This window comes from Bradyrhizobium sp. WSM1253 (assembly GCF_000244935.1).
Taxonomy (GTDB): Bacteria; Pseudomonadota; Alphaproteobacteria; order Rhizobiales; family Xanthobacteraceae; genus Bradyrhizobium; species Bradyrhizobium canariense.
This window is the reverse complement of record NZ_JH600073.1, coordinates 3575304-3596709: the sequence shown is the minus strand read 5'-3', so window position 1 is coordinate 3596709 and position 21406 is coordinate 3575304. Positions and strand designations below refer to the sequence as shown.

Below are 21406 nucleotides of genomic sequence, written 5' to 3'. Positions count from 1 at the left end.
CTGTCATTTTCATGTCGGGTTCATCTCCCCCTGCGGTATATTACGCCTCGCGCACGTATCAGGAAAGCGGTTGGCAACGCGCGAAGGACACATCGATGGCCCGCGATTCCCAAGCCGCGCTCGTCGCGCTCAACCGTTTCGGCTTCGGCGCTCGCGGTGGCGCATCCGGCGATCTCATCAACGCCGCCTCCGATCCTCGCGGTTTTGTGAAGGCGGAACTGGCTCGTCCTATCGCTGTGCTGCTGGAGGCGCCGGGCCTGCAATCCACGCCGCAGCTCGGGCAGGCGGTGTTTGCCTATCAGGATCAGGTCAAGCAGGCGCGCGAGGCCGCCGCCAAAGCCGGCGCGCCGACCGAAGCGCCGCCGCAAGCGCCGGCAGATCAGAAACCCGGACTGCGCCGCAACCTCTCGCTGAACGCTGCGGCAACCGAGATCGCCGGCCAGATGGCCGAGGCCAAGCCTACTGACAACAAACCGACCGACAATAAGCCGGCGGACAATATGGCGAAGCCGGACACCATGCAGCCCAACGCGGCCGCGCCGGCTGCCGCAAAACCCGCCCCGCAGCCGCTCAACGTCATCCAAAAGACCTTTCGCGCCGAGGCGTTGGCGCGGTTGCAGCGCGCGACCCTGGTCGAGTGCGGCTTCACGGAACGTCTGGTCGTGTTCTGGTCCAACCATTTCTGCATCTCCGCCAGCAAGGGCGAGCTGGCGCGAATATGGGCCGGCGCGTTCGAGCGCGAGGCGATCAGGCCGCATGTGCTCGGGCGTTTCGCCGACATGCTGAAAGCGGTGGAGCAGCATCCGGCGATGCTGTTCTTCCTCGACAACCAGCAATCGCTCGGACCGGACTCGCGCGCGGGCCAGAACCGCAAGCGCGGGCTCAACGAAAATCTCGCGCGCGAGATCATGGAGCTGCATACGCTCGGCGTCGGCGGCGGCTACACGCAGGACGACGTCACCTCGCTCGCGCGCATCATCACCGGCTGGACCTTCGCCGGCCGGCAGGGACAGCTGGGAGCGCCCGGTTCGTTCGTGTTCAACGTCAATGCGCACCAGCCCGGGTCGCAAATGCTGCTCGGCAAGAGCTACGAGCCAACCGGCCTTGCGCAAGGCGAAGCCGCACTCGCGGACATCGCACGCCATCCCTCGACCGCGAACTTCATCGCCACCAAAATCGTCCGCCACTTCGTCGCTGACGATCCGCCGCCGGCGCTGGTGGCGCGATTGCGTGATGTCTTCATCAAGACCGACGGGGATCTCAAGGCGCTCGCAACGGCACTGGTTGATTCCGACGAGGCGTGGAAGGCTCCGCTGACGAAGATGCGCAGCCCCTATGATTTCCTGATCGCGAGCGGCCGGTTGCTCGCGCGCGTGCCGGAGGATCCCGGCGCCTACCTCAACAACCTCAATCTGCTGGGCCAGCCGCTGTGGTCGCCGGCCGGCCCGAATGGTTTCGCCGACACCAGCGCCGCGTGGGCTGCGCCGGAAGGCATCAAGCTCCGCCTCGACATCGCCGCGCAAATGGGCGCGCGGCTCGGGCCCAACATCGATCCGCTCGATTTGTTGGAATTTGCCGCCGCAGATGCGGCCTCGATCGAAACGCGGCGCACCATCGAACGGGCGGAGTCGCGGCAGCAGGCGCTGGCGCTGCTGTTGATGTCGCCGGAAATGCAGAGGAGATGATGATGATCGACTGCGTCGAGAACCGGCTCCTCACCTCGCGCCGCGGCCTCCTGCTCGGCGGCGCCTCGTTCGCGGCCTGGGCGTACTTGCCGAAATTCGCACGCGCGGCTGACGGCCGCGATCCCAGGCTGATCGTGGTGATCCTGCGCGGCGCGCTCGATGGTCTCTCGACCGTCGCGCCGGTCGGCGATCCCGATTATGCCGGCCTGCACGGGGCGATCGCGCTCACGGCGGACGGCGCCCATCCCGCCATCATGCTCGATGCTTTCTTCGCGCTGCATCCGTCGATGCCTGAGTTCGCACGCATGTATCGCGACAAGCATGCCGCGGTGATCCACGCGGTGGCGACGCCCTATCGCGACCGTTCGCATTTCGACGGCCAGGACGTGCTCGAAAGCGGCTATGCCGGCCCGGGTCGCGTGCAATCCGGCTGGCTCAACCGCGCGCTGGAGGCGCTGCCGCGCGGCGAGCGGGTGTCGAGTGCTCTTGCCGTCGGCCCGACCACGCCGCTGGTGCTGCGCGGCAATGCGCCGACCGTCGGCTGGGCGCCGGTGGCGCTGCCGCAAGCAGACGACGACACCGCGATGCGTCTGGTCGAGCTCTATCGTCACCGCGATCCCGCGCTGGCGGCCGTGCTGTCGCAGGGCCTTCAGCTGGAAAAGGCCGCGAGCGGCGACGACATGAAGCCGAAGCCGGGCAATGCGGTCGCGCAGATGCGCCAGGTCGCGCGTGGCGCCGCAAAACTGATGGCGTCGGACGACGGCCCGCGCATCGCGGCGCTCGCGTTCGATGGCTGGGATACGCACGCCAATGAAGGCGGGCCGATCGGTCGCCTTGCGTTCCTGCTCGGCGGGCTCGACGGCGCGCTCGCCGAATTCGAAAGCGGCTTAGGGGAACGCTGGCGCGACACCGTCGTGGTGGTCGCGACCGAGTTCGGCCGCACCGCGCGCATCAACGGCACCGACGGCACCGATCACGGCACGGGAACGATCGCGCTGCTCGCCGGCGGCGCGGTGAAGGGCGGTCGTGTCGTCGCCGACTGGCCAGGTCTCAAGCCCGCCAATCTCTTCGAGGCCCGCGATCTCAAGCCCACCACCGACCTGCGCTCCGTGATCAAAGGCGTGCTGCAGGGCCAGTTTGGCCTGTCCGATCGCGTGCTGGCCGAGACGGTGTTTCCGGACAGTGCGGGAGCACGGCCGATGAAGGGGCTGGTTGCTTAAACTGCGATTCCGGGCCCGCGCCTTGCGGCGCGTCCCGGAATGACGACATGATGAGCGAACATCAGGAGACCATCATCCATGTACATCGCCATGAACCGCTTCCGCGTCGCCAAGGGCTCCGAGGCCGCTTTCGAGCAGGTCTGGCTTTCGCGCGATACCCATTTGGACAAGGTGCCGGGTTTCGTCGAGTTTCATCTGCTGCGTGGCCCCGAGCTCGAGGACCACACGCTGTACGCCTCGCACACGGTGTGGGCGAACCATGCGGCGTTCGAGGCCTGGACCAAATCGGATGCTTTTCGTGCCGCGCATGCGCGGGCCGGCGATACCAAGCCGACCTATCTCGGCCATCCCCAGTTCGAGGGCTTCGAGGTGATGCAGACGGTGGGGCGCGGCGCCAAGTAGCGCGCCACGCCGTAACGATCAGCCCAGCGTGATCTTGTCGATCTCCGCCATCTCCTCCGGACTGAGCTTCCAGGCAATCGCCTTCACGTTCTCCTCGACCTGCTCGACGCGGGTGGCGCCGGCAATCACGCTCGACACTTGCGGGCGCGCGGCGAGCCAGGAGAAGGCGAGCTCGAGCATGCTGTGCCCGCGCGCTTTCGCGAATGCCGTGAGCTTCTCGACGATGTCCTCATTGCGCGGCGTGACATAGCGGTCGCGTAACGCCGGGACCTTGCCGAATCGCGTATCGGTCGGGGCGGCCGCGCCGCGCTGGTACTTGCCGGTGAGGAGGCCGCTTGCGAGCGGGAAGAACGGCAGGAGACCGAGCTTGTACTCTTGTGCGGCCGGCAGCAGGTCCTTCTCGATGTCGCGCACCAGCAAGCTGTATTCGTCCTGGCAGGAGACGAAGCGGCTGACATTCATCGCGCGCGCGGTGAATTCGGCCTCCGCCATGCGCCAGGCCGGAAAGTTGGAATTGCCGATGTAGCGCACCTTGCCCTGACGGACGAGATCGTCGAGCGCGCGCAGCGTCTCCTCCATCGGCGTCAGCGGGTCGTAATCGTGCTGCTGATAGAGATCGATGTAGTCGGTCTTGAGCCGCGTCAGGCTCGCCTCGACTGCGTTCATGATGTAGCGGCGCGAAGCGCCCTGCTTGGTTCCGTCGGTCGCCATCGGCTTGGAAAATTTGGTGGCGAGCACGATCTCCTTGCGGCGGTCGCCAAGCACGGTGCCGAGCACCGTTTCCGAACCGCCCATGCCGGCATAGATGTCGGCGGTGTCGAACAGCGTGATGCCGAGATCGAGCGCGCGATGGATCACCTTGCGCGAGGTCTCCAAATCCGTGCGCTGGCCGAAATTGTTGCAGCCGAGCCCGACCGCAGACACGCGCAGGCCGGAGGCGCCGAGATTACGAATTTCCATGGGAGATCCCTGTCGGAGATGGGCAGGGGCTTATTGTGACTGCGGTACGCCGCCGCAGCAAGCCGCGCGCCGCGTTGCTGCCATGCTGACAAGGAACTGCGGACAACGACTGCCGACAAAAAAATGCGGCCCCTGTCAGACGCGGCGACTGACGGGGACCGCTTTGGGGCGCTTGATCGGTGACGGGGGGCTGACCAGACGCAGCTGCAGCCTAGTCCCGCTATGTTACGCGCGGGTGACAGGCAGAGTTATCCACAGGCGTCGCGATCGCGAGGATCAGAAGATCTTGCGATAGACGATGAACCCGGAACGCTCGGCGACCTTGTCGTACAGGCGCTGCGCCGTGACGTTGGTCTCGTGCGTTTGCCAGTACACGCGCGGCGATCCCACGAGCTTTGCGCGCTCGTAGACGCCATGGATCAGCGCCGAGCCGACACCCTTGCCGCGTGCGGCCTCGGTCGTGAACAGGTCCTGCAAATAGCAGGACGGCTCGATCGCGGTGGTGCTGCGGTGAAACAGGTAATTCGTCATCCCGAGCAGGCGGCCGTCGCTCTCGGCGACCAATCCGTGCACCGGCTCATAGGCATCGAAAAAGCGCTGCCATGTCGCGCGCGTGATGTCGGGCGAGAGCGCGGTCGGACCGGAGCGGCCGTAGAAGGCGTTGTAGCCGTCCCACAACGGCAGCCATTGTTCGTAGTCCTGCCTCGTGACGGAGCGAATGGTGAGCGACATATGGATTCCCGCGATCGATGAGGTGTCCTTCATACGTGATGAGGGACGTGCTGATCAATCGCGCATCACTCCGCGACGCGCAGATACCGGATCAGCTTGCGGCCTGTGGGATCGCGCAGTGAGCGGTAGTAGTCGGCGCGAGACGGCGCATCGGTGTGGCGCACGAGGTCGGTCACGGGCGTGTAGCTCAGCATGCGCCCGCCATCGGGCAGCGCAGCACAGACGAAGCGCAACACCGCGCCATTGCGCAAGGCGATGTCGATCGGCGTGGCATCGCCGATCCGCACCATCTCCATGCGCTGTGCGATGAAAGTGCCGAGCTCGTCCTCGGGCAATTCGAACGCGCCGGTGTCGCGGCCATGATACATCAGCGCGATGAACGGCGGCTTATCGTCGGCGATGTCGTCCGGCACCGCAAAATAATCGCGGAACGCGCGGTTGATGAATTCGGCGCGCGTCTCGGCATCGAGCAGCACGATGCCGATATCGACCTGGTCGAGCGCGGCCGACAGCCGCGCGGCGGTGGCGTGGCTCCGACGTTCGGCGGCAAACGTGCCGAGCAGCCGCTGGCGCATCAGGCCGGTGATGGCTGCGGTGCCCGCGGCCGTCGCGGCCAGGACGCCGAGCCGGATCATATCCGCGGTGGTAAGACCTGCAACGCCGTGTCGGCTGAGGAGCAGCAGTGCCGCGCCGATGACGGCGATGGCTGCGCTGGCGACGGCGGAAGCGGGACCCGAGAGCGCGCCGGCGAGCGCCACGATGCAGACGAGCAGCGGCGCGGGCGAGGGAGTGCGGACGAAGCGATCGAAAAACATCGCCAGCAGCAAAGTCGCTGCCGTCAGCGCCGGACCGGAGATCGCACGCCATCCCAACCGCATGGGCCTGTCTCGCTCCTCCCTGAACGCGGTAAGGCGGCAACACTGACTGATTATCGCGCCAGTGCGATGCGGTTTCGCGCGGTGTGCTTAAGGTGCGCTTTGATTCATGCGCAAAGCTTTCGGATGATTTTAGACCAAGTGCGCGTGCTTGAGACGTTGTTGCAGCGCGGGCGCATTCAGCGTCGACGTCCCCTGGCCCTTGCGCGTGCCGACGAAGATCAACAGCGACGCCGCGACCAGGATGGCCGCGGTCAGGGTGATTGCAACGATGACCACAGGTGATTTCATCGAAATCCTGTCGCGATGCCGGTCGGCGCGGGCGACGCTTCGCCTTGAAGGCGTGTCCAGGATGAAGCGGGAATCAGACCGGCAGGCCCATCGCCATGGTCGCCTTGGTCGACAGCACCGTCAGGGTGACGATCAGGCACAGCGAGAGCGCGGCGACGGCGAGCGAGGCCGCGACCGCGTTGGTCAGCCGGGAAGACGAAACGGTTGCGGGTTGGCCTTGAAAGCCCGCCGTGCCGGACGCCCGAATCATGGTCTAAATCCTTCAACGCGCGATCGAATCACCCGCGACATCGAACAATTTCACTGTTGCAATCGGCAATATTGCGGCGGCCAATCGGGTGAAAATGGCGAGATTGCGGCAATGGTGACCCTTATGCCCGCTATTCGCCAGAGCGCGATCGCCCCTCAGGCGCCGGCGGCGATGCTGGCGGGGTCCTCGATGTCGGCCGGCCGCCAGTCCATTGCGACGAAGCCGGGGGCCGCTTCCACGCGCTTCAGCCAGTCCCGGATCGCCGGGAAGGTCGAGAGGTCGAAGTCGCAGCGGTCGGCGAGGTGGGTATAGCCGTACAGCGCGATGTCGGCGACCGTGAGCTGGCGGGCGGCGAAATAGGCGTTGGTCTTGAGGTGATTCTCCATCACCTGGAGCGCGCCATAGCCGCGCTCCATCCAGTCCTCCAGCGAATGAGTCTGGAGGTCGCGGCCGCCCCTCACCAGCGACAGCCAGAAATAGGCCGCGCCGATGTTCGGCTCCAGCGCGTGCTGCTCGAAGAACATCCATTGCAGCGCGTCGGCGCGATCGATGCGGTTCTCCGGCGCGAGCGGCGTGCCGACGGCGACATACCAGAGAATGGCGTTGGACTCGGCGAGATAGCGATCGTCGCCGACCTCGAGCAGCGGCACCTGACCGGATGGGTTCTTGGCCAGGAAGTCCGGGGTGCGGCTCTCGCCGCGCAGAATGTCCACCTCGACCGCTTCGTAAGGCAAGTTCAGCAGCGCCAGCGCAAGGCGGACCTTGTAGCTGTTGCCCGAGCGCTGCATCGAATAGAGCTTGTACATTCTAGGGATGATTCCGGAAGACGGGAGGGCGCGGCGCTTGTTGCCCCGCAACGCGGCTAAACAATGATGCCGATGCGAATCCGCCGCAAGACCCGGCCAATAGAAAAACTCGAAAACCCTACCGCATTGCAATGCGGCGGAAGATCATTTCCGTGCGACCATCCAACTCAGTTCACGCTTGCGTCAATGCGGCCGCATTGGTCGGCGCATTTGTGTGAGAGGGTTGAAGGTCGTGATCGCCTCGGCCGCTGGTCTCTCAAGCGCCGGACTGCCGTCAGCTTCATGGGCGTCTTGAAAGCGCGCAAAATTGCTCCGAGGACACGCCTTGTCGGATATGTGGGATTTGCCCGGCAAAGTTGCGGAAAATTGCGGAAAGTCACGCCTTGATGCGCGCCAGACACGTAAACTTTTGCGGGATCGGACCGAAGTTTCTTGCGGCGCAACGGCACTCGTTTTAGGGTGGCTCATTCCCACAATCGGAGTCGTGAAGCCAAAGGGTTCACGACGCTTGTCAGGAGATGACGATGTCCTTCCTTGCCGCTGCGCTCGACCGTGTGAAGCCGTCCGCGACCATCGCGGTCACGGATAAAGCACGTGCGCTGAAAGCGGCGGGCCGCAACGTCATCGGCTTAGGTGCCGGCGAGCCCGACTTCGACACGCCCGCGAACATCAAGCTGGCCGCGATCCACGCCATCGAAGCCGGCAAGACCAAGTACACCGCGGTCGACGGCATTCCCGAGTTGAAGGAAGCCATCATCGCCAAGTTTCAGCGCGAGAACGGCGTCGTCTACAAGGCGAACCAGATCATCGTCGGCACCGGCGGCAAGCAGGTGCTCTACAACGCGCTGATGGCAACCATCAATCCGGGCGACGAGGTGATCATCCCCGCACCGTACTGGGTCAGCTATCCCGAGATGGTGGCGCTCGCCGGCGGCGAGCCGGTGCCGGTGGTCTGCACCGCCGCGACCGGCTTCAAGCTCCAGGCCGAGGCGCTCGAGCGCGCGATCACGCCGAAGACCAAATGGGTGATCCTGTGCTCGCCGTCGAATCCGACGGGAGCTGCCTACACCAGGACCGAGCTGAAGGCGCTCACCGACGTGCTGGTGAAGCATCCTCACGTCTGGGTCATGACCGACGACATGTACGAGCATCTCGTCTATGACGATTTCCAGTTTACCACGGTCGCGCAGGTCGAGCCGAAACTCTACGATCGCACGCTCACCGTGAACGGCGTGTCGAAGGCCTATTGCATGACCGGCTGGCGCATCGGCTATGCCGGCGGTCCGGCGCAGCTGATCAAGGCGATGTCGACGATCCAGTCGCAGTCGACCTCGAACCCGTCGTCCATTGCGCAATGGGCCGCGGTCGAGGCGCTGAACGGTCCGCAGGACTTCATCCCGGCCAACAACAAGGTGTTCAAGGAGCGTCGCGACCTCGTCGTCTCCATGCTCAACCAGGCCAAGGGCATCGAATGCCCGCGGCCCGAGGGCGCCTTCTACGTCTATCCGTCCTGCGCCGGCACCATCGGCAAGACCGCGCCGTCGGGCAAGGTGATCGACAATGACGAGACGTTCGTGACCGAACTGCTGGAGACCGAAGGTGTCGCCGTGGTGCAGGGCTCGGCGTTCGGCCTCGGCCCCGCGTTCCGTATCTCCTACGCGACCAAGACCTCCGACCTCGAAGACGCCTGCAAGCGCATCCAGCGCTTCTGCGGCAATCTGCGGTAAGGCTGTCGCGACAGTGCAAATTGGAAAGGCCCGCTTCGCGCGGGCCTTTTTTATGGGTGCTTCGATGAGTGAAGTTGGATGGACTATTGCTTGGGCCGATGCTGTGCCCTGCCCCTCACCCGGATCGCTTGGCGCGCACTTGCGCGCCAAAGCGATCCGACCTCCCCCCGCAAAGAGCAGGGAGAGGTTAAGGGCGCTCGCGGCGTCCCGTTGAAGTTCGATGGGCCCATGAAGTGAGGGACACACTGCTCGTGCACTCCCTCGCCCCGTTCTTACGGGGAGAGGGTGGGGTGAGGGGCTCTCTCCGCGAACTCGCTTTTAGACGCGTTCGATCTGGCACACGCAAAACTATTGTGGCATAGACCATCGCGCATCACGGGTGGGGCGCTCTCTCTGCTCGCATCACATTCATCGCCGGAGATATTCATGCGCCGTTCACTCCTCCTCGCCGGGCTTGCCGTTGCGAGCTTCGTTGCCTCCGTTGTGGGCGCCAGCGCGCAGTCCCGGATGGTGCAGGTGGGCGTGCTCGAATGCCGCGGCGGCGCCAGCGTAGGCTTCATCGTGGGATCGGTAACCAATCTCGGCTGCGTGCTGCGCGTCGATGGTTTGCCGGACGACCGTTACGTCGCGACGATCCGCAAGGTGGGCCTCGACCTCGGCATCACCCAGGAAACGGCACTCGCCTGGGGCGTGTTCGCGCCGGTGAACCGGCTCGGCCCGGGCGACCTCGCCGGCACCTACGCCGGTGCGCAGGGCAGCGCATCGGTCGGCGTCGGCCTCGGCGGCAACGTGCTGGTCGGCGGCTCCAATAATTCGATCGCGCTCCAGCCACTCAGCGTGCAGGGCCAGGTCGGCCTCAACGTCGCCGCCGGCCTCGAGAGCCTGGAACTCCACCCGGGCCGTTGACAACTCCCGTGTGCGAATCGCGTCGCTCCGACGCGATTCCGGCAACGACGCACCGCAGCGACGTTTGATGCTTGCCAAATCTCGGGGACGGGCAGAGCATCGGCGTTTGCCGACCCAATCATGGGCCGAGCTCCACACCAAGGAGGCGGCGAATGGGACAAGACGTCAGAAGTCCCCGAGGTCCACGGTGCATCGCGCTGGTGGGCCCTTTCCAAAGCGGTAAAACCACACTTCTCGAAGCCATCCTGGCGCGAACCGGCGCAATCCCGCGCGCCGGCAGCGTCGACGCCGGAACCTCCGTCGGCGACGCCGCGCCAGAGGCCCGTCATCACAAGATGACCGTCGGGCTGACTGCCGTCACCACGAGTTTCATGGGCGACAGCTACACCTTCCTCGATTGTCCCGGTTCCGTCGAATTTGCCCACGACATGCGCGCCGCGCTGCCCGCGGTCGATGCCGCAATCGTGGTCTGCGAAGCCGACGAGAAGAAGCTGCCGCAGCTTCAGATCATTCTGCGCGAGCTGGAAGAACTGAAGATCCCGCGTTTCCTGTTCCTCAACAAGATCGACCGCGCCAACAAGCGCATCCGCGAGACGCTCGAGATACTCCAGCCCGCCTCGCGCGTGCCGCTGGTGCTGCGCCAGATCCCGATCTGGAAGGACGAGCTGATCGAGGGCTTCGTCGATCTCGCGCTGGAGCGTGCGTTCATTTACCGCGAGCACAAGGCCTCCGAAGTCGTCGCGCTCCAAGGCGGCGATCTCGATCGCGAGAAGGAGGCCCGCTTCTCGATGCTGGAGAAGCTCGCCGATCATGACGATGCGCTGATGGAGCAGCTGCTCGAGGACATCCAGCCGCCGCGCGACGCCGTGTTCGACGATCTCGCGCGCGAATTGCGCGACGGGCTGATCTGCCCCGTGCTGCTGGGCGCCGCCGCACGCGAAAACGGCGTGCTGCGTTTGATGAAAGCGCTGCGCCACGAGGCGCCCGGTATCGCGGAGACCGCAAAGCGTCTCGGCGTTCCCGAGACCAGAGACGTCCTCGGCTTCGTCTTCAAGACTCTGCATTCGCAGCACGGCGGCAAGCTCTCGCTGACGCGGATGCTCGCGGGCCATCTCGACGACGGTGCTACGCTGCAATCCTCCTCCGGCGGGGTCAGCCGCATCTCCGGCATCCTCGCCGTCACCGGGGCCTACGACACCAAGCGTGCCGCGGCGGAAGCCGGCGACACGGTGGCGCTCGCTAAGCTCGACCCGATCAAGACCGGCGACACGGTTTCGAACGGCAAGACCCCGCCGGCAGCGCTTGCCGCCAGCGAGCCCACTCCGCCGGTGCTCGCGATCTCGGTTGCGGCCACCGACCGCAAGGACGACGTCAAGCTCGGTCAGGCGCTGATGCGGCTGCACGAGGAGGATCCCTCGCTCGTCTTCGTGATGAACGCCCAGACCCACGACACCGTGCTGTGGGGTCAGGGCGAGATGCACTTGCGCGTCGCGAGCGAGCGGCTGCGCGATCGTTTCGGCGTCAAGGTCGCCTCGCATCCGCCTGCGATCGGCTATCAGGAAACCATCCGCAAGCCGATCGTCCAGCGCGGCCGCCACAAGAAACAGTCCGGCGGGCATGGCCAGTTCGGTGACGTCGTGCTCGACATCAGGCCGCTGCCGCGCGGCGAGGGCTTCAAGTTCGCCGAGAAGGTGGTCGGCGGCGCGGTGCCGCGCAACTACATCGGCGCGGTGGAAGAGGGCGTCGTCGACGGGCTCGCCCGCGGCCCGCTCGGTTTCCCGGTCACCGATTTGCAGGTGACGCTGACCGACGGCTCCTATCACAGCGTCGATTCCTCCGACCTCGCCTTCCGCACGGCGGCGCGGGTCGGGCTCACCGAGGGCCTGCCGCAATGCCAGTCGGTGCTGCTGGAGCCGATCCACGTGGTCGAGATCGTCTGCCCGACCGACGCCACCGCCAAGATCAACGCGATCCTATCGGCACGGCGCGGCCAGATCCTCGGCTTCGACACCCGCGACGGCTGGAGCGGATGGGACTGCGTCCGCGCCATGATGCCGGAAGCCGAGATCGGCGAGTTGATCGTCGAACTGCGCTCGGCCACGGCAGGCGCCGGCAGCTTCACCCGCCAGTTCGACCACATGGCCGAAGTCACGGGGCGCGCCGCCGACCAGATCATCGCCGCGCATCAACACGCGGCGTGAGTCTGTCTCTCGCGCAGTAAGGGGAGCACGCTCTCTCACCCCCTCTCCCCGTTCTTTACGGGGAGAGGGTGGGGTGAGGGGCTGCCTCGCCACCCCGTCATTGCGAGCGCAGCGAAGCAATCCAGAATCCCTCCGCGGGGACAGCCTGGATTGCTTCGCTGCGCTCGCAATGACGGTGGAGACAGACGGGAGCGATAAAGTGCTTGCGCACGGCCTTGAATGATGTATTTTACATCATTGTACATGCTTCAGATATTACTTATAAAGGCTGAAACGTGAGGCCAAGGTGATCACGTCGTTCCAGATGCGGGCAGCGCGCGCGCTGCTCGGCATTGACCAGAGGGCCTTGGCGGAGCTCGCAGGCGTTTCGCTGCCGACCATTCAGCGGATGGAGGCGAGCACCGGCAACGTCCGCGGCGTGGTCGAGACCTTGATGAAGGTGGTCGAAGCCTTTGATCGGGCCGGCGTCGAGCTGATCGGCGAACAGGTGCGCAGCGAAGGCGGCGGACGCGGCGTTCGGCTCAAGGAGCCGGGGCCGCCGCGTCGGGTGGGAGCATGATCCCGCAATGATCATGCTCGGAAGCAGTCTTGACTAACGCACCGTCGCGCCCCGATACGCGGCCGCACGATGCATCGGAGCGTTGTGGGCAGCGGAGCATCTTGCTGAAATGAGCATCACAGGCGAACACGCAGGCAAGCTGCACCAGCTTCGTCGGCCGACCTTTACCGAACTCTATTTGCCAAAGCTCGTCACCGTATGGCGCGAGGGCTACGGCCTAGCGGATTTCCGCGCTGATGTGTTCGCGGGCCTCACGGTCGCGATCGTCGCGCTGCCGCTGTCGATGGCCATCGCGATCGCCTCGGGCGTGACGCCGGACCGCGGACTCTACACCGCTGTCGTCGGCGGCTTCATTGCCTCACTGCTCGGCGGCAGCCGATTCCAGATCGGCGGTCCCGCCGGCGCCTTCATCGTGCTGGTTGCGGCGACCGCCGACCGTCACGGGGTTGATGGCGTGATCCTGGCCACGCTGATGGCGGGCCTGTTCCTGATCGCTGCGGGCTTCCTGCGGGTCGGCACTTATATCAAGTTCATTCCGTATCCTGTGACGGTCGGCTTCACGGCCGGCATCGCCGTCATCATCTTCGCCAGCCAGCTGCGCGATCTCGGCGGGATCACGCTCCTCGCGAAGGAGCCGAGCGAGTTCGTTCCGAAACTGGTCGCGCTCGCCGGGGGCCTGCACACCGTCAATCCGTCGGCCGTCGCGGTCGCGATCGCCAGCATTGCCATTATCGCGGGCCTGCGACGCTGGCTGCCGTCCTGGCCGGGTATCCTGATCGCGGTCGTGCTCGCGGCGCTCGCATGTGCCGTGCTGTCGCTGCCGGTCGAGACCGTCGGCTCGCGCTTCGGCGGCATTCCGCGCGAACTGCCCTCGCCGGCCTTGCCTGCGTTCTCGCTCGCGAAGGCGACCGCCGTGCTGCCGGATGCGATCTCCTTCGCGCTGCTCGCCGCCATCGAATCGCTGCTGTCGGCGGTGGTGGCCGACGGCATGACCGGGCGCCGTCACCGCTCCAATTGCGAGCTGGTGGCGCAAGGCGCCGCCAATGTCGGCGCGGCGCTGTTCGGCGGCATCTGCGTCACCGGGCTGATCGCGCGCACCGCGACCAACATCCGCGCCGGCGCGCGGGGGCCGCTGGCGGGCATGCTGCATTCGGTCTTCCTGCTGCTGTTCATGCTGATCGCAGCGCCGCTCGCGAGCTACATCCCGCTGGCCGCGCTCGCCGCCGTGCTCGTCGTGGTGGCCTGGACCATGGCAGAGAAGCACGAATTCGCGACGCTGCTGCGCTCGTCATGGGGCGATGCCGTCGTGCTGCTCGCAACCTTCCTGCTCACCATCTTCCGCGATCTGACCGAAGGCATTTTGGTCGGCTTCGCGCTTGGCGCGGTCCTGTTCATCCATCGCATGGCGGAAATGACCGGCATCGAGGAACGTTCGCCGCTGGTGGCCGCCGATCGTCCCGACGACGATAATGGCGGGCGCGTGCCCTACGACCCCGCCCTCGCGGTCGATCGCGACGTGCTGGTCTATCGCATCACCGGCGCATTCTTTTTCGGTGCAGCCTCGGCGATCGGCGGCGTGCTCGACGGCATCGCCGACAAGCGCAAGGGATTCGTGGTCGATTTCGCCGCGGTGCCGTTCCTGGATTCGACCGCGGCCAACGTGCTCGGCCGCGTCGCCGCCAAGGCCCACCGCCAGGGCATCCGGCTGTTCATCACGGGGGCATCGCCAACGGTTCGCCGCGCGCTGCTCACCCATGGCGTCACGCCGCCACGCGCCCGCTATCGCGAGACCATCGCGCGTGCGGTCGCCGACATCAAGGGCGGTGCGGCGCATCCCGCGGCCGGTCAGGCGGGCACGACCTGACGTCGAGCCTCTCCCGAGACGCCCGCGCGCTTGACAGGGCCTGCGGGACGCGAAATGGATCGCCTCCGAAACGACCCTAGGGGAGGACGACCGTGACCAAGGCTCCCGCAGCCTGTCTGATCGGATGGCCGGCTGCGCATTCGCGCTCGCCGCTGATCCATCGTTACTGGCTGCGCACGCTCGGGATCGAGGGTGGCTATGTCATCGAGGCGGTTCCACCCGACAATTTGCGCGACTTCGTGCTGCGGCTGTCGCTGCGCGGCTTCGTCGGCGCCAACGTCACCATCCCGCACAAGGAGGGCGTGCTCGAGCTCTCGACGCCCGATGCCCGCGCGCGGGCGGTCGGTGCGGCCAACACGCTGTGGTTTGCGGACGGCGAGCTGCGCTCGACCAACACCGACGTCGAGGGCTTTATCGGCAATCTCGATGCCAGCGCGCCCGGCTGGGACGCAGCCGAAGAGGCGCTGGTGCTGGGCGCCGGCGGCTCCTCGCGCGCCATCGTGTTCGGGTTGCTCGAACGCGGCATCAGCTGCGTGCATCTCGCCAATCGCACCATCGCCCGGGCCGAGATGCTTGCACGCGAGTTCGGGCCGAAGGTGCATCCTGTTGCCTGGGACGGGATCGACGACATCCTGTCGCGTGCAAGACTTCTCGTGAACACGACCTCGCTCGGCATGCACGGCCAGCCTTCACTCGACCTTGACGTGGCGCGCCTGCCGGATGGCGCCGTGGTCGCCGATCTCGTCTATGTCCCGCTGGCGACGCCGCTGCTCGCGGCCGCAAAGGCGCGCGGGCTGAAGACCGCCGACGGGCTCGGCATGCTGCTGCATCAGGCGGTCCGCGGCTTCGAGCTGTGGTTCGGCCAGCGGCCGCAGGTCACGGCCGAGCTGCGTGCGCTGGTCGAGGCCGATCTCACAAAGACTTGAGAGAATAGCGCGTAACCTCCGGAGTTCTATGTCCGTAAGGGGACAATAGGGACAATCGGAGACCATCATGTCTGTTCAACGTGCAACTTTCACACGTCCGCTCATTGCCGTCGCGATGGTGGCCGTCTCGACCCTCTCGGCACTTGCGCAAAGGGCGCCGGTGCCGACGCGCGTCCGCGGCACGATCGAAAGCGTCAATGGCGACACGATGCAGGTCAAGGCGCGCAGCGGCGAGGATGTCAAGCTGCACATCGCCTCCGACGTGAACGTGTCGGGCATTACCAGGATTTCACTTGCCGACATCAAGCCCGGCTCCTTCGTCGGCGCCACCACCGTGCCGGGACCGGACGGTGGCGCGAACGCGGTCGAGGTCCACGTGTTTCCGGAGAGCATGCGCGGCACCGGCGAGGGCTCGCGACCTTATGACCTCAAGCCCAACTCCAGCATGACCAATGCAACCGTGTCGGAGAGCGTCGTCGGCAATGACGGCCATACGCTGCTGGTCAAGTACAAGGACGGCGAGAAGAAGGTGTTCGTCGCCGACAATACGCCGGTGGTGACCTTCGTGCCCGGCGACAAATCCGATCTGAAGGCCGGCGCCAAGGTGATCGCCTTCATGAAGCAGCTGCCGGACGGCTCGTTCGAAACCAACCGCGTCAGCGTCGGCCGCGACGGCCTGACGCCGCCAATGTAAATGGAGACTAACAACATGTCGAAGAGAAGCTGGATATCACGCATTGGCATGGCCGCATTCGCGGCCTGCATCGTCACGTCATCCGCCCTGGCGCAGCAGACGCCGACGGTGCGCATCCGCGGCACCATCGAGAGCGTCGACGGCAACACGCTCGGCATCAAGACCCGCGAAGGCAGCGACGTGAAGGTGCGCATGACCGACAACGTCGCCGTCTTCGCGGTGGTGAAGACGTCGTTGTCGGAGATCAAGGACGGCTCCTATATCGGCGTCACCGGCCTGCCGGAGCCCGACGGCACTCAGAAGGCGATCGCGGTGCACATCTTCCCCGAAAACCAGCGCGGCGCGGCCGAAGGCTTTCGTCCCTGGGACGTGCGCGCCAACTCGACCATGACCAACGCCACCGTGGCGCAGACGGTGAAGGGCACCGACGGCCAGAACATCACGGTCAAGTACAAGGACGGCGAGAAGAAAGTCGTGGTGCCTCCGGACACGCCGATCGTCACCTTCGTCGCCAGCGACAAATCCGAGCTCAAGCCCGGCGCCAAGCTGATCATTTTCGGCGCGGTGAAGAAGGACGATGGTTCGCTGGAAGCCAACCGCGTCAACGTCGGCCGCGATGGGGTGACGCCGCCGATGTGAGGAGCGCGCCAAGCGGAGATTTGTAGGGTGGGTTAGGCGAAGCCGTAACCCACCATGCTTCCGCAAATGCGGACCGAAGTTGGTGGGTTACGCTCAGCGACCGCGCTTCGCGCAGCCGCAGAGCTAACCCACCCTACAGCACTGCCGCTGCGGTTCACATCGCAATGATATGTTCGTCGATCTCGTCAATCCTGTTGACGCCGCACAGGCCCATGGTGGTGAGCAGCTCCTTCTGGATGATGTCGATCGCCTTGGCGACGCCGGCCTGGCCGCCGGCGCCCAGGCCATAGGCGTAAGCGCGGCCGATCATGCAGGACTTTGCGCCGAGCGCGAGCGCGCGCATCACGTCTTGACCGGAGCGGATGCCGCCGTCGAACATGATCTCCATCCTGTCACCGACCGCCTCGGCGATCTCGGGCAGCACCTCGATCGATGACGGCGCGCCGTCGAGCTGACGGCCGCCGTGGTTCGATACGACGAGAGCCTGCGCGCCGGTCTTGGCGGCTTCCTCCGCGTCCTCGACGTCCAGAATGCCCTTGATGATCAGCTTGCCCGGCCAGATGCTGCGGACCCACTCGACGTCCTTCCAGTTCAACGACGTGTCGAACTGCGACGCCGTCCACTCGGCGAGGCGATTGAGATCCCCGGTGTTCTTCACATGTCCGGCGATGTTACCGAAGGTGCGGCGCTTGCCCCGGAGCACGCCCGACACCCAGGTCGGCTTGGTGGCAAAGTCGATCAGCTTCGAGAGCGACCATTCCGGCGGAACCGTCATGCCGTTCTTGATGTCGGCGTGGCGCTGGCCGATGACCTGGAGATCGACTGTCAGCACCAGCGCGGAGCATTTCGCCGCGATCGCGCGCTGGATCAGTTCCTTGATGAAGCCGCGGTCCTTCATCACGTAGAGCTGGAACCAGAACGGCTTCTCGACACTGGCCGCGATGTCTTCGATCGAGCAGATCGACATCGTCGACTGCGTGAACGGGATACCGGCGGCTTGCGCGGCGCGGCAGGCATGGATCTCGCCATCGCCATGCTGCATGCCGAGCAGGCCTACCGGCGCGAGTATCAGCGGCATGGTCGAGGGCTCGCCGAGGATCGTGGTCGCGGTGTCGCGTTTGGAGACGTCGACCAGGATGCGCTGGCGGAACTTGATGGCCTGCATGTCATCGCGGTTGGCGCGCAGCGTTTCCTCGGCGTAGGAGCCGCGGTCGCAATAATCGAAAAACGCCTTCGGCACGCGGCGCTGATGCAGTGTGCGAAGATCGTCGATACAGGTGATGTGCTTCATGAACGTTTCCCCGGCCCGTCTTCTATCAAGAGTCTTGTACTGGAAGACTCTTGCATCGGAAGATCGAGGGGTCATCTAGCATGGTTGGATGCACAGCCAAATCGTTTGAAAATCTTTTGGAGGAGGGCGCCATGACCAGGCCGCACACCGGACCGACGCCGGAGGAGATCAAGGAGAAGCATGATCTCGAGGAGGCGCTGGAAGAAGGTCTGGAAGAGACCTTTCCGGGCTCCGATCCCGTCAATGTCACCCAGCCGGCGCCGAGCCGCGGGGACGGCCATGTGAAGCGCTCGGACTAGGCGCGGTTCCGCCCTGTTCCGGCGTCCTCACCGGAAATATAACGTTAACAAGGCGTTATCGGGGCCGGGGTACGTCCGGTTCCGTAATGATTCATCATATTTTTTGAAGCCAAGTTAGCCGCGATGGCTTTATAAGACCTCAGCAAATCAGGGATGCGGGTCCCGCCAGGGCACCCGCAGGTTGTCTTGGGATCCCTGGTTGTCGCGTGGGGGACGATATGAGCCGCAAATATTTCGGGACGGACGGGATCCGGGGCCGCGCCAACGGGCTGATCACGCCGGAGCTCGCGCTCAAGGTCGGCCAAGCCGCAGGCCTGGCGTTTCAGCGCGGTGACCACCGCCACAGGGTCGTGATCGGCAAGGACACCCGCTTGTCCGGCTACATGATCGAATACGCCATGGTTGCGGGCTTCACCTCGGTCGGCATGGATGTGCTGCTGGTCGGCCCGATGCCGACACCGGCGGTCGCGATGCTGACCAAGTCGATGCGCGCCGATCTCGGCGTGATGATCTCCGCGTCGCACAACCTGTTCGAGGACAACGGCATCAAGCTGTTCGGCCCGCAGGGCTTCAAGCTCTCCGACGACGTCGAGAAGCAGATCGAGCAGCTGCTCGACGAGCCCATCGACAAGCGTCTTGCCCAGAGCGCCAGCCTCGGCCGCGCCCGCCGCATCGATGGCGTGCATGATCGCTACATCGAATTCGCCAAGCGCACGCTGCCGCGCGATCTGTCGCTCGACGGCCTGCGCGTCGTGGTCGATTGCGCCAACGGCGCCGCCTACAAGGTGGTACCGGAAGCGCTGTGGGAGCTGGGCGCCGACGTGATTGCGATCGGAGTCGAGCCCGACGGCTTCAACATCAACAAGGAATGCGGCTCCACCTCGCCGGAAGCGCTGTCGAAGAAGGTGCGCGAGATGCGCGCCGACATCGGCATCGCGCTCGACGGTGACGCCGATCGCGTCATCCTGGTCGACGAGCGCGGCCACATCGTCGATGGCGACCAGCTGCTCGCGGTGATCGCGCAGAGCTGGAAGGAAGACGGCCGGCTGTCGCGATCGGGCATCGTCGCCACCGTGATGTCGAACCTCGGGCTCGAGCGCTTCCTCAATGCGCAGGGGCTCGATCTCGTGCGCACGCCGGTCGGCGATCGCTACGTGCTCGAGCAGATGCTGAACGGCGGCTACAATCTCGGGGGCGAGCAGTCCGGCCACATCATCCTGTCCGACTACGCCACCACCGGCGACGGCTTCGTGGCCGCATTGCAGGTGCTTGCCGTGGTGCAGAAGCTGCGCCGGCCGGTGTCGGAAGTCTGCCACCGCTTCGATCCGCTGCCGCAGATTCTGAAGAACGTCCGTCACAAGGGCGGCAAGCCGCTCGACAATTCCGACGTCAAATCGGCGATCTCCGACGGCGAGCAGCGGCTCAACGGCCACGGCCGCCTGCTGATCCGCTCCTCCGGCACCGAGCCGGTGATCCGCGTCATGGGCGAGGGCGAGGATCGCATCCTGGTCGAGGACGTCGTCGACACCATCGTTTCCGCACTCGGGCAGGCCGCGGCCTGAGGCGCATCGCGAAGCACGATCGTAGCCCGGATGGAGCGCAGCGAAATCCGGGATTCGTGCAACGGGCGAACGGCCCCGGATTGCGCTGCGCTCCATCCGGGCTACGAACTCCCTCAGGCGGGAAGAGCGAAGCGCATCCCAGCCATCGACGATTGGCGGTGGATCGCTCGCCGCGCGCAGCGTAACTAGCTTGTCGCGGCAATCTGCCGCGCCGGCCGGGATGCTCCATTGAACAAGCCAGTCGTCGTCTCAGAGGAAACGCTGACCGAGCCCGTCATCGTCAGCGACGTGGCATCCGCCGCCAAGGCCGCAGGGCCGGCCTATGTCGTGCTTGCCGGCATCAGCTTCTCGCACTTTCTCAACGACACCATGCAGTCGCTGATCGCTTCCGTGTATCCGATCCTGAAGGACACCTACGCACTCGACTTCGCGCAGATCGGCATGATCACGCTGGCCTTCCAGTTCACGGCCTCGCTGCTCCAGCCGGTGGTCGGCCACTACACCGACAAGAAGGCGCAGCCCTATTCGCTGTCGATCGGCATGGCCTCGACCTTCTTCGGTCTGCTGCTGCTCAGTGCCGCCCACCAATATCTGGTCATCCTCGTCGCCGCCGCGCTGGTCGGCCTCGGCTCGGCGGTGTTTCACCCGGAATCGGCGCGCATCGCGCGGCTCGCCTCCGGCGGCCGCTACGGTTTTGCGCAATCGGTGTTCCAGCTCGGCGGCAGTTTTGGCACCTCGATGGGACCGGTGCTCGCCGCGCTCATCGTCGTGCCGTTCGGGCAGGGCAGCATCGCCTGGTTCTCCTCGATCGCCTTCCTCGCGATCCTCATCCTCTGGCGCATCGGCCGCTGGTACGAACCGCAGATCAAGGCGAAGAAGACCGCGGTCGCTCAAGCCCATCCCGACGCGCCGAGCTCGCGTCGCGTCGTCGTTGCGCTCCTCGTGCTGGTCGCGCTGCTGTTCTCGAAACAGCTCTACGTCTCGAGCCTGTCGAGCTACTACATCTTTTATCTGATCGACCGCTTCGGCGTGTCGACGCAAGCCGCGCAGATGTATCTCTTCATTTTCCTCGCCGCGAACGCGGTCGGCGCTTTTCTCGGTGGTCCCCTGGGCGATCGCTTCGGCCGCAAGATCGTGATCTGGATCTCGATCCTGGGGGCGCTGCCGTTCACGCTGGCGCTGCCCTATGCCGGGCTCTATGCGAGCGCGGTGCTATCAGTGATCATCGGCCTGATCATCTCCTCGACGACGTCATCGATCATCGTGTTCGCGCAGGAGCTGGTGCCGCATCGCTTCGGCATGATCTCCGGCGTGTTCTTCGGTGTCGCCTTCGGCATCGGCGGCTTGGGCGCCGCCGTGCTCGGCAAGCTCGCCGACCACACCTCGATCGCGTTCGTCTACCAGGTCTGCGCTTACCTCCCGGCGATCGGCCTGCTTGCGGTGTTCCTGCCCAAGCTGCCGCGGCACGCGCGTTAACATATCCTGTCTTGCTGCAACGCGGCTTCATACATCGTTAG

21 protein-coding genes are annotated in these 21406 nt (G+C 65.3%); 14 read left to right on the top strand and 7 right to left on the bottom strand.

The features are described 5' to 3' along the window. The first annotated feature begins 95 nt into the window (after positions 1 to 95). The 3 genes from BRA1253DRAFT_RS18415 (at position 96) to BRA1253DRAFT_RS18405 (ending at position 3307) form a co-directional block, all read left to right on the top strand. Positions 96 to 1685, top strand: a complete 1590-nt coding sequence (locus BRA1253DRAFT_RS18415; RefSeq protein ID WP_007596766.1) for a DUF1800 family protein — start codon at positions 96 to 98, stop codon at positions 1683 to 1685. A 2-nt stretch (positions 1686 to 1687) separates the two neighbouring features. Next, entirely contained in the window at positions 1688 to 2905 is a 1218-nt protein-coding gene (locus BRA1253DRAFT_RS18410; RefSeq protein WP_007596765.1) for a DUF1501 domain-containing protein, read from the top strand. 78 nt (positions 2906 to 2983) lie between these two features. Next, on the top strand, positions 2984 to 3307 hold the full coding sequence (locus BRA1253DRAFT_RS18405; RefSeq protein WP_007596764.1) for an antibiotic biosynthesis monooxygenase: 324 nt from the start codon (positions 2984 to 2986) through the stop codon (positions 3305 to 3307). Positions 3308 to 3325: 18 nt separating this feature from the next. Here BRA1253DRAFT_RS18405 and BRA1253DRAFT_RS18400 read toward each other — a convergent pair whose 3' ends face one another. The 6 genes from BRA1253DRAFT_RS18400 to BRA1253DRAFT_RS18385 all read right to left on the bottom strand — a co-directional run bounded on the left by BRA1253DRAFT_RS18400 (position 3326) and on the right by BRA1253DRAFT_RS18385 (position 7221). Continuing rightward, positions 3326 to 4267, bottom strand: a complete 942-nt coding sequence (locus BRA1253DRAFT_RS18400) for an aldo/keto reductase (RefSeq protein WP_007596763.1) — start codon at positions 4265 to 4267, stop codon at positions 3326 to 3328. 276 nt (positions 4268 to 4543) lie between these two features. Further along, entirely contained in the window at positions 4544 to 4999 is a 456-nt protein-coding gene (locus BRA1253DRAFT_RS18395) for a GNAT family N-acetyltransferase (protein WP_007596758.1), read from the bottom strand. Between the two features lie 65 nt (positions 5000 to 5064). Further along, entirely contained in the window at positions 5065 to 5877 is an 813-nt protein-coding gene (locus tag BRA1253DRAFT_RS18390; RefSeq protein ID WP_007596749.1) for a PAS-domain containing protein, read from the bottom strand. A 129-nt stretch (positions 5878 to 6006) separates the two neighbouring features. Then, a complete protein-coding gene (locus BRA1253DRAFT_RS42860; protein ID WP_007596748.1) occupies positions 6007 to 6165 on the bottom strand; it encodes a hypothetical protein in 159 nt (52 codons plus the stop codon). A gap of 73 nt (positions 6166 to 6238) precedes the next feature. Beyond that, positions 6239 to 6415, bottom strand: coding sequence for a hypothetical protein (locus tag BRA1253DRAFT_RS44510; protein WP_007596747.1), 177 nt, complete (start codon positions 6413 to 6415; stop codon positions 6239 to 6241). 155 nt (positions 6416 to 6570) lie between these two features. Next, entirely contained in the window at positions 6571 to 7221 is a 651-nt protein-coding gene (locus BRA1253DRAFT_RS18385) for a glutathione S-transferase family protein (RefSeq protein ID WP_007596746.1), read from the bottom strand. A 524-nt stretch (positions 7222 to 7745) separates the two neighbouring features. On the opposite strand from BRA1253DRAFT_RS18385, the gene BRA1253DRAFT_RS18380 reads away from it, so the two are divergent. The 8 genes from BRA1253DRAFT_RS18380 (at position 7746) to BRA1253DRAFT_RS18345 (ending at position 16737) form a co-directional block, all read left to right on the top strand. Continuing rightward, entirely contained in the window at positions 7746 to 8948 is a 1203-nt protein-coding gene (locus tag BRA1253DRAFT_RS18380; protein WP_007596745.1) for a pyridoxal phosphate-dependent aminotransferase, read from the top strand. A 426-nt stretch (positions 8949 to 9374) separates the two neighbouring features. After that, the gene (locus tag BRA1253DRAFT_RS18375) at positions 9375 to 9854 is read left to right on the top strand and encodes a DUF992 domain-containing protein (protein WP_007596744.1); all 480 of its coding nucleotides are present in this window, start codon (positions 9375 to 9377) and stop codon (positions 9852 to 9854) included. Between the two features lie 152 nt (positions 9855 to 10006). Beyond that, complete coding sequence (locus tag BRA1253DRAFT_RS18370) at positions 10007 to 12055, top strand: elongation factor G (protein ID WP_007596743.1); 2049 nt, start codon at positions 10007 to 10009, stop codon at positions 12053 to 12055. A 286-nt stretch (positions 12056 to 12341) separates the two neighbouring features. Further along, a complete protein-coding gene (locus BRA1253DRAFT_RS18365) occupies positions 12342 to 12614 on the top strand; it encodes a helix-turn-helix domain-containing protein (RefSeq protein ID WP_007596742.1) in 273 nt (90 codons plus the stop codon). A 109-nt stretch (positions 12615 to 12723) separates the two neighbouring features. Next, positions 12724 to 14478, top strand: a complete 1755-nt coding sequence (locus BRA1253DRAFT_RS18360) for a SulP family inorganic anion transporter (protein WP_007596740.1) — start codon at positions 12724 to 12726, stop codon at positions 14476 to 14478. Positions 14479 to 14570: 92 nt separating this feature from the next. Beyond that, a complete protein-coding gene (locus BRA1253DRAFT_RS18355) occupies positions 14571 to 15404 on the top strand; it encodes a shikimate dehydrogenase (RefSeq protein WP_007596732.1) in 834 nt (277 codons plus the stop codon). A 67-nt stretch (positions 15405 to 15471) separates the two neighbouring features. After that, positions 15472 to 16098: a hypothetical protein gene (locus tag BRA1253DRAFT_RS18350; protein ID WP_007596731.1), complete on the top strand. Its 627-nt coding sequence runs from the start codon at positions 15472 to 15474 to the stop codon at positions 16096 to 16098. A 15-nt stretch (positions 16099 to 16113) separates the two neighbouring features. After that, positions 16114 to 16737 (top strand): hypothetical protein, encoded by a 624-nt coding sequence (locus BRA1253DRAFT_RS18345; protein WP_007596729.1) that lies wholly within the window; start codon positions 16114 to 16116, stop codon positions 16735 to 16737. Between the two features lie 154 nt (positions 16738 to 16891). Here the strand turns inward: BRA1253DRAFT_RS18345 and BRA1253DRAFT_RS18340 are convergent, their stop codons facing one another. Continuing rightward, positions 16892 to 18028, bottom strand: coding sequence for an alpha-hydroxy acid oxidase (locus BRA1253DRAFT_RS18340; RefSeq protein ID WP_007596727.1), 1137 nt, complete (start codon positions 18026 to 18028; stop codon positions 16892 to 16894). 131 nt (positions 18029 to 18159) lie between these two features. On the opposite strand from BRA1253DRAFT_RS18340, the gene BRA1253DRAFT_RS44505 reads away from it, so the two are divergent. From BRA1253DRAFT_RS44505 to BRA1253DRAFT_RS18325, 3 genes are all read left to right on the top strand, one after another. Then, the gene (locus tag BRA1253DRAFT_RS44505) at positions 18160 to 18327 is read left to right on the top strand and encodes a hypothetical protein (RefSeq protein WP_007596725.1); all 168 of its coding nucleotides are present in this window, start codon (positions 18160 to 18162) and stop codon (positions 18325 to 18327) included. A gap of 218 nt (positions 18328 to 18545) precedes the next feature. After that, positions 18546 to 19889: a phosphoglucosamine mutase gene (gene glmM / locus BRA1253DRAFT_RS18330; protein WP_007596723.1), complete on the top strand. Its 1344-nt coding sequence runs from the start codon at positions 18546 to 18548 to the stop codon at positions 19887 to 19889. Positions 19890 to 20117: 228 nt separating this feature from the next. Then, positions 20118 to 21365, top strand: coding sequence for an MFS transporter (locus BRA1253DRAFT_RS18325; RefSeq protein WP_007596721.1), 1248 nt, complete (start codon positions 20118 to 20120; stop codon positions 21363 to 21365). The last annotated feature ends 41 nt before the right edge of the window (positions 21366 to 21406 follow it).